The following is a 5855-nucleotide window of genomic DNA, read 5'->3' on the forward strand; positions in this document are numbered from 1 at the left end:
GTCCGGATCAGCCGGGGATCGGCGGCCGAGGCGGGGGAGGTCTCGGCGAACCACGGTGCGCGGGAGAGGTCGGTGGAGGCGACGGCGCGGCGTACCGCACGGTCGTCGGGGTCACCGGGGTCACCGGGGTCACCGGGGGCACAGACGACGGCGAGGGATTCCAGGTCGCTACCCGGGACGGCCTCCCCCCGGCCCACCGATCCGGTGACCCACACCGCGTGTGCCACCGCCGGTCCGAGACGCGCCGCCAGCTCACGCCGCAGCCCGTCGGACCAGGCCCGCGCGCGCTCGTCGTGGGGATCACGGGAAGGCGCCATGAGGGCATTCGACCACGCGGTCGGGCGGCCCGGCGAGCGGGGAGCAACGGCGTGAGGGCGTGTTAATCGGATCGAAACATCAGGCAACCCGAGGGTCACACGCGGTGGGAAAACTATCGGCAGACAGGAACTGCTCCTGACGCCACCCGGGTTCACAGACCCCCGCCCCGAGAGGAGTGCCGGACATGAGTGACCCCTCCGGACTCACCACCCCGGCCCCCGAACGTCGGGGTGATCACGACGACCTCGCCGATCTCGGCTACGACCAACAACTCCACCGGAGCCTCGGCACGTTCGCCTCGTTCGCCGCCGGGTTCTCGTTCGTCTCGATCCTCACGACCATCTTCCAGCTGTTCGGCCTCGGGTACGGGTTCGGCGGCCCGGCGTTCTTCTGGACCTGGCCGATCGTGTTCGCCGGCCAGTTCCTGGTCGCGTTGTGCTTCGCGGAGCTCGCGGCCCGGTACCCCATCTCGGGAGCGATCTACCAGTGGTCCCGGCGGATGGGCGGCGAGGTCGTCGGGTGGTTCGGCGGCTGGTTCATGATCCTCGCGCAGATCGTCACCGCCTCGGCCGCGGCCATCGCGCTGCAGGTCGTGCTGCCGAACATCTGGTCCGGTTTCCAGATCATCGGTGACGATCCGGCCCTCACCTCGCCCTCCGGCGCGGCGAACGCCGTCCTGCTCGGATCGGTTCTCCTCGTCATCACCACCACGATCAACTCGCTCGGCATCAGGTGGATGGCCTACGTCAATAACATCGGTGTGACCTGCGAGATCGTCGGCGTCGTCGCGGTGATCCTCGCGCTGCTGACCCACGCCGTCCGCGGGCCGCAGGTCGTCTTTGACACCGCCGGAATGGGGGATCAGCCCGGCTACATCTGGGCGTGGGTCGTCTCCGGGCTCATGGCCGCCTACGTGATGGTGGGATTCGGCTCGGCCGGCGAACTCGCCGAGGAGACAGTCAACCCGCGCCGGGTCGCCCCCCGGACCATCCGGATGGCGCTGACCGTCTCGGCGCTCGGCGGTGGGCTCATGATCCTCTCCGCGCTCATGGCCGCGCCCAGCCTCACCGACGGCCGGCTGGCCACCGAGGGCCTGCCGTACGTCCTCAACTCCGTGCTCGGGAACTTCTGGGGCAAGGTGCTCCTCGTGGTGGTCGTGGTGGCCATCTTCATCTGCACCCTCGCCATCCAGACCGCGGCCACCCGGTTGATGTTCTCGATGGCCCGCGACGGGCGCCTGCCCTTCTCCGCGACCCTGTCCCGCGTCAACCCCCGCACCGGCACCCCGATCGCCCCGGCCGTGCTCATCGGTCTGTCATGCATCGCGATCCTGCTGGTCAACATGGGCAACGCCGCCATCTTCGCCACCCTCGCCTCGGTGTGCATCATCCTCATCTACCTCGCCTACCTCTGCGTGACCGCGCCGCTGCTCCTGCGTCGGCTCAAGGGGTGGCCCAACGGCCCCCGGCTCACCGACGCCGAGGGCAAGCCGCTGTTCTCGCTGGGCCGCTGGGGGGTCCCCGTGAACGTCATGGCCGTGGGGTACGGACTGCTCATGACGGTCAACCTCGCCTGGCCGCGGGCCGAGATCTTCGACCCCTCGGGCGAGACCCCGTGGATGCGATGGGCCGGCGTCCTGACCGTCCTCGCCGTGGTGGGGCTCGGCATCCTGTGCTTCCCCCGCGGCAAGACCCATCCCAAGCCCGTCAAGATCGGAGAGTGACCTGAGATGACCAGCACCACCGAACCCGGCATCACGACACCCGGCACCACCGCGAGCACGTCCACCACCTCGGGTGCCCGCGACCACGCCCGCGCCCAGGCCGGCGCGATCACCGACTCCATGCCGGTCGTCCCCGCCACCGACTGGCCCCACCCGCCGGCGGACGTGCCGGCCGACCGCCTGACGTGGGCGGAGTCCGTCCCCGGGGGTCGCTACACCGCGGTCACCCTGGCGCGGGGCACGCGCATCCGACTGACCGACCGGGACGGCACGGCCTGCGCCTCGCTCATGATGTGGCGCGCCGACGCCCCCTGGGAACGCCTCAACACCGCGGACACGGTCAAGGTCCCGTGGCAGGCCTACCTCGGGACCGGTCATCCGCTGCTCTCCGACCAGGGGCGCGTACTCGCGACGATCGTCGCGGACACCTCCGGCCACCACGACGCGCTGTGCGGTGCCTCGACCCAGGCCGGCAACGTCGCCCGCTACGGGGCCGGGGCGCCGGAATCCGGGTCACCGGCCGGACGGGAGTTGTTGCTGCTGGCCGCCCTCAAACACGGGCTGGGTGAGCGGGATCTCCCCCACACCGTGTCGTTCTTCCACGGCGTCCGCGTCGACGACGACGGGGCGCTCGTCTCCACCGGGAACGCCGGGGCGGGGGCGACCGTCGACCTGGTCCTGCACCTGCCCATCGTGGTGGCCGTCGCGGTCGCCGACCATCCGCTGGATCCGTCGGAGCGGTACCACGCCGGGACCGTGGAGTTCCTGGCGTGGAACGCTCCGCAGGACCTCGACGCACTCCGCGAGGGAGCCCTCCCCGGCGTCGGGGAGGACCTCGAGTACCGCCGTGCCGTCGCCAACTCTGAGGCCGCCCACCGCGCCTCCACCCCGATCGCCTGAGGAGAATCCGCCATGACACCGACGACCGTCACCACCGAGCCTCCGACCACAGACCCCTGGACCGGCGCCGCCGCAGACCTTCCCGCCGCAGACCTCGCTCTCACGGACGGGGCCGTTGTCGCCGACGAGACCGTCGCCGCCAGAGCCGCCTGGTCCCACGTCCTGCACGCGGGCCAGACCCTGACCATCGTGGACCTCGAGGGCAACCAGGCCGTCGACACCCTGTTCTACGACGCGCACGACCCCACCCGTCGCTACAGCGCCCCGGCGACCGTCGCCGCCCAGGGATCGATCTTCCTGACCGAGGGGAGTGTCCTGCGCGACGACGCCGGCGAGCCCCTCGTGACGATCACGGCCGACGAGGTGGGCAACCACGACACCCTCGGGGGAGCGTGCTCGCAGGAGTCCAACACCCTGCGGTACGGCCACCACACCCGGCATCAGCACGCCTGCGTGGAGAACTTCCTCCGGGAGGGCGCCCGGCACGGACTGGGCAAACGGGATCTGGTCCCCAACGTCAACTTCTTCATGAACGTGCCCGTGGACGCCGACGGCACCCTCGGCATCGTCGACGGGCTCTCCGCGCCCGGCAAGCGCCTGGCGGTGCGCGCCGACCGTGACGTGATCGTCCTGGTCTCCAACTGCCCGCAGATCAACAACCCGTGCAACGGCTTCGACCCGACGCCGGTGCGGATGATCGTCACCGCCTGAGCCCGGCGCCCCCCACCCCGCGCACCCACCACCCGCGCACCCGCCACCACAGGAGAAGCCGCCATGACCCGCCTCGAGATCCTCAACCCGGGACTCATCACCACCGTCCAGGACTGGCCCGGCCGCATCGGGTACTGGGGCGTGGGCGTCCCGCCGTCCGGGGCGATGGACGACTACTCGCTCCGCCTGGTCAACATCGCCGTGGGCAACCCGGAGGGCGCCGCCGGCCTGGAGTGCACTCGGGGTGGACTGTCGATCCGACCGGACGCCCCGGTCACGGTCTGCGTGGGCGGGGCGCACGTGCGGCCGACGGTGGACGGCCGCCCGGTGGCCCAGTGGAAGCCGGTCCACCTGGAGGCGGGATCCGTGCTCGACGTCCCGGTGCTCGACGGGCCGGGCATGCGCGTGTACGTGGCGGTCGGGGGCGGGATCGAGGTGGAGCAGTACCTCGGGTCGTCGTCGACCTTCACCCTCGGACGGTTCGGGGGGCACGAGGGACGCAACCTGGCGGCGGGGGACGCCCTCGCCGTCGGTGAACCCGGGCCGGGCGTGCCGCGCCGGATCCTCGCCGACGAGGTCCCGGCCATCGGGCACCACTGGCACATCGCCGTGGCCGAGGGGCCGCACGGCGCTCCGGAGTTCCTCACCCGCGCGGGGATGGACGAGCTCTACGCGGCCAGCTACACCGTGCACTTCAACTCGGACCGCACCGGGGTCCGGCTCGAGGGACCACGACCGAAGTGGGCCCGGCCCGACGGCGGGGAGGCCGGCCTGCACCCGTCCAACCTGCACGACAACGCCTACTCGGTGGGGGCCCTGGACTTCACCGGGGACACCCCGATCCTGCTCGGCCCGGACGGCCCGAGCCTGGGGGGCTTCGTCTGCCCCGTCACCGTGGTCAGCGGCGACCGGTGGAAGCTCGGGCAGCTCGCGCCCGGCGACACCGTCCGGTTCGTCCGCGTCAGGGTCGATGCGGTCGGTGACCGCGCCGGGATCTCGGGGGCGAGGGGGGCCGGCCGCCCGTACGTCCTCGGCGACGGTGGTGACCGCGACGACGGCGTGCTCGGCCGCGGCCACACCGCCGACGGCGTGACCGAGGTGACCTACCGCCGGGGCGGTGACGACAACGTGCTGGTCGAGTACGGCCGGATGGAGCTCGACCTCGAACTGCGCGCCCGCGCCCACGCCCTCTACCTGCACCTCCGGGCGAACCCCGTTCCCGGCCAGCAGGACCTCACGCCCGGTATCCGGTCGTTGCAGGTCAAGATCACGCCCGGCCGCAGCACGATCGGCGCCACCCTGGCCGCCCTCCGCGAGGCCGAGGCGGCGTTGCCCGCCGCCGAGGACCTGGCGGTGTCGAGCAGACGCGTCCGACTGCCGCTGAGCTGGGACGACCCCGCCACCAAGGAGGCCATCGAGCGGTACATGTACGGCGTGCGCGACGACGCCCCGTGGTGCCCGTGGAACATCGAGTTCATCCGCCGAATGAACGGTCTGGAGACCGCCGACGACGTCTACCGCACCGTCTTCGACGCCGAGTACATGGTGCTGGGGCTCGGGGACGTCTACCTCGGGGCGCCGGTGGCCACTCCGCTGGACCCACGCCACCGCCTGGTGACGACCAAGTACAACCCCGCCCGGACGTGGACCGCGGAGAACTCGGTCGGGATCGGCGGCGCGTACCTGTGCATCTACGGGATGGAGGGGCCGGGTGGCTACCAGTTCGTGGGCCGCACGACCCAGGTGTGGAACCACCGGCACCCCGAACCGGCCCCGGGCTTCGACGCCGAGCACCCGTGGCTACTGCGGCACTTCGACCGCATCTCCTGGTACCCCGTCACCTCCGAGGAGTTGGCCGATCTGCGGGCCGACACCGCCGCCGGGCGGGGGATCGTCGACATCACCGACGACACGTTCTCCCTCGCCGAGCACACCGCGTTCTGCGAGCGGGAGGCCGAGTCGATCGCCTCCGCCCGACGCCGGATGGAGCACGCCCGCGCCGAGGAGTTCTCGCGCTGGGCCGCCAGTGGGGAGCTGAGCGCATGAGCGGCACCGTGACATCAGCCGGGCTGCGGGACACCGCTGCGGCGAGGGTCGACGACGTGCTGGCGCGCCTGGCCGCGGCGGACCGTCCCGAGGTGTTCCTGCAGGTCCGCGACCGCGCGGAGCTGGTGGCCGACATGGCGGCCTCCCTCGCGGCCGG

At 71.9% G+C, this 5855-nt stretch carries 4 protein-coding genes and 1 pseudogene; 4 read left to right on the top strand and 1 reads right to left on the bottom strand.

The features are described from left to right. Positions 1 to 317: pseudogene (locus G6028_RS16040) on the bottom strand (hypothetical protein); the annotation flags it as partial. Between the two features lie 185 nt (positions 318 to 502). On the opposite strand from G6028_RS16040, the gene G6028_RS16045 reads away from it, so the two are divergent. From G6028_RS16045 to G6028_RS16060, 4 genes are all read left to right on the top strand, one after another. Then, on the top strand, positions 503 to 2041 hold the full coding sequence (locus G6028_RS16045) for an amino acid permease (protein WP_182659466.1): 1539 nt from the start codon (positions 503 to 505) through the stop codon (positions 2039 to 2041). A gap of 6 nt (positions 2042 to 2047) precedes the next feature. Then, complete coding sequence (locus tag G6028_RS16050; protein WP_182659467.1) at positions 2048 to 2941, top strand: urea amidolyase associated protein UAAP1; 894 nt, start codon at positions 2048 to 2050, stop codon at positions 2939 to 2941. A gap of 12 nt (positions 2942 to 2953) precedes the next feature. Beyond that, positions 2954 to 3652 (top strand): urea amidolyase associated protein UAAP2, encoded by a 699-nt coding sequence (locus G6028_RS16055; RefSeq protein ID WP_182610922.1) that lies wholly within the window; start codon positions 2954 to 2956, stop codon positions 3650 to 3652. Positions 3653 to 3715: 63 nt separating this feature from the next. Next, positions 3716 to 5698 carry a 5-oxoprolinase/urea amidolyase family protein gene (locus G6028_RS16060; protein WP_182659468.1) on the top strand — a complete coding sequence of 661 codons (1983 nt, stop codon included), beginning with the start codon at positions 3716 to 3718 and terminating at the stop codon, positions 5696 to 5698. The last annotated feature ends 157 nt before the right edge of the window (positions 5699 to 5855 follow it).

It is taken from the genome of Dietzia cercidiphylli, assembly GCF_014145145.1.
GTDB classification, from domain to species: Bacteria; Actinomycetota; Actinomycetes; order Mycobacteriales; family Mycobacteriaceae; genus Dietzia; species Dietzia natronolimnaea.

Bases quoted from the DNA above. Each gene is read 5' to 3' on its own strand.
- G6028_RS16045 (WP_182659466.1), top strand. From the start codon at position 503: ATGAGTGACCCCTCCGGACTCACCACCCCGGCCCCCGAACGTCGGGGT.
- G6028_RS16050 (WP_182659467.1), top strand. From the start codon at position 2,048: ATGACCAGCACCACCGAACCCGGCATCACGACACCCGGCACCACCGCG.
- G6028_RS16055 (WP_182610922.1), top strand. From the start codon at position 2,954: ATGACACCGACGACCGTCACCACCGAGCCTCCGACCACAGACCCCTGG.
- G6028_RS16060 (WP_182659468.1), top strand. From the start codon at position 3,716: ATGACCCGCCTCGAGATCCTCAACCCGGGACTCATCACCACCGTCCAG.